General features: G+C 57.6%; 1 protein-coding gene. It reads right to left on the bottom strand.

Translation table 11 applies throughout. The features are described 5' to 3' along the window. Positions 1 to 240: 240 nt before the first annotated feature. Entirely contained in the window at positions 241 to 1512 is a 1272-nt protein-coding gene (locus PSEMO_RS28925) for an IS4-like element ISPa1635 family transposase (protein ID WP_004423958.1), read from the bottom strand. Between the last annotated feature and the right edge of the window lie 123 nt (positions 1513 to 1635).

Here is a 1635-nt window from a genome sequence, read left to right on the forward strand (position 1 = left end):
CAATGTCATCAACCTAAGCTGCAGCCCTGCCCAAGGCAAGCCCCCCGAAGCAGCCAGCCGCCATGGCCGTCGGGCGATGACCAGGCCTCTGCCGCTCAATCAGGCGGTCTAGCTGGGCTGGCGGTGATGTGATCATCGTCTGTTCCGGCTGTCTAGGCGAGATTTCTCGTTCTCCGGACGAGCCTATGCCGACCGCTTGTGGCCAGCTTTTTTGCACGGAGGTTGGGCGGTGGTGTTTCTTCAGCGCGTCGGTTTGTAGCCCTCACAACCTCGGCTGGCTGCGCGTTTGCGTTGGCGCGCAAAGCTACGGCCTGAGCGTACGGCACTGAGGCTTTTAGCCATCAAGGCCAGCACATTGCTCAGCCCCTGAGCACAGTGCCGCACCAGCAGCTCGACCAGGGTATTTTTGAGCCGTGACACGCCTTGGGTGAAGTTGACTTTCCATCGCAGCTTGCGACCTTTGTGGCGCTGTTCGATGACCGGCTGTAGCAGGTGCTGCATCAACAGCGCCAGGTTCTTCAACAGTTGAGCGGCATGAAAGTCCTGCTTTACAGCGGTCACGCTGCGGCCGCTGAAGTTGTCCAGCGTCAGGGTTTGTTTGAGGCGACGGAAATCGGTTTCGATGCCCCAGCGGCGGTGGTAAAGCTCGGCAAACACCTCAGCGGGAAAGGCTTCTCGATCCAGCAGCGAGGTCAGCAATACTTCGCTTTCGCCGTTGGCCAACTCGACCCGGATCAGTCTCAGCTCGATCTGGCTGGCAGGATCAACGCCAGCCTCGGAGCAGAACAGACGTGCTTCAGGATGGTTGGCCACGAAAAGCTGTGTGTCTTCAACTTGGCCAGAGTGTAGAAACGCTTTGACCTGGGCGTTATAGCCACAGGGCAGGCGCATCAGAAAGTGCCGCTGTTGCTGCGCGAACAGCGCGAATAACCAGTGCCCAGGGTAACCACGGTCAAACAGCGTCAGGCTGTCAGCCGGCAGGTGCTCAAGGTGCAGATGGGCACAGTCGCGCTCGCCGACGGTCAGGGGCACGATCAGGCTATGCAAGGTTTGACCGTCAGCGACTTCGTAGAGTGTGGACAAGCGAGCCATGGGAAAGCCAGAGTGACTGCCAAAGAAGGTCGCCATGGTCGACTCCAGGGGTAAATGCACGGTCGAGCCATCCACCGCGAGCACCCTCAGCCCACGCCACTTCTGACGCAGCCCGAAGCAGTCAATTTGTTGCTGCAGGAGGCGATTGAGACTTTCAAATACCTCGGGGTTGAGCTTTTTGCGCGCTTTGCAGAAGGCCTGCGCAGTGACCATTTGCGTCTCAGTCGACGCCTGATTGAGTACGCGATAGAACTGATCGAGTTCGGTTTGCAGGGCCGTGCGCGGCTGATTGAGCAGGAACAGGACGAGGTTCTTGAAGGTGAGCTGGCGTCGGCGGGTAAAGTCTTGAGGATTCTGGCGGTGGGCGGCGATGAAGGCGGGACAATCGAGCGGGCTGGTTATTTTTTGTACAATTTTCAAGCCAGGGTTTGGCTGGCGGTGTCAAGCGATGCGGTATAGGTAGTCAAAAGGGCTTCTCCCATGCACTGATTTGAGCGCTAATTATATGATATTTATGGATAATTTCCAAAGTTGATGACATTG

Origin of the sequence: Pseudomonas putida (assembly GCF_001941965.1) — a bacterium.
Taxonomy (GTDB): domain Bacteria; phylum Pseudomonadota; class Gammaproteobacteria; order Pseudomonadales; family Pseudomonadaceae; genus Aquipseudomonas; species Aquipseudomonas putida_L.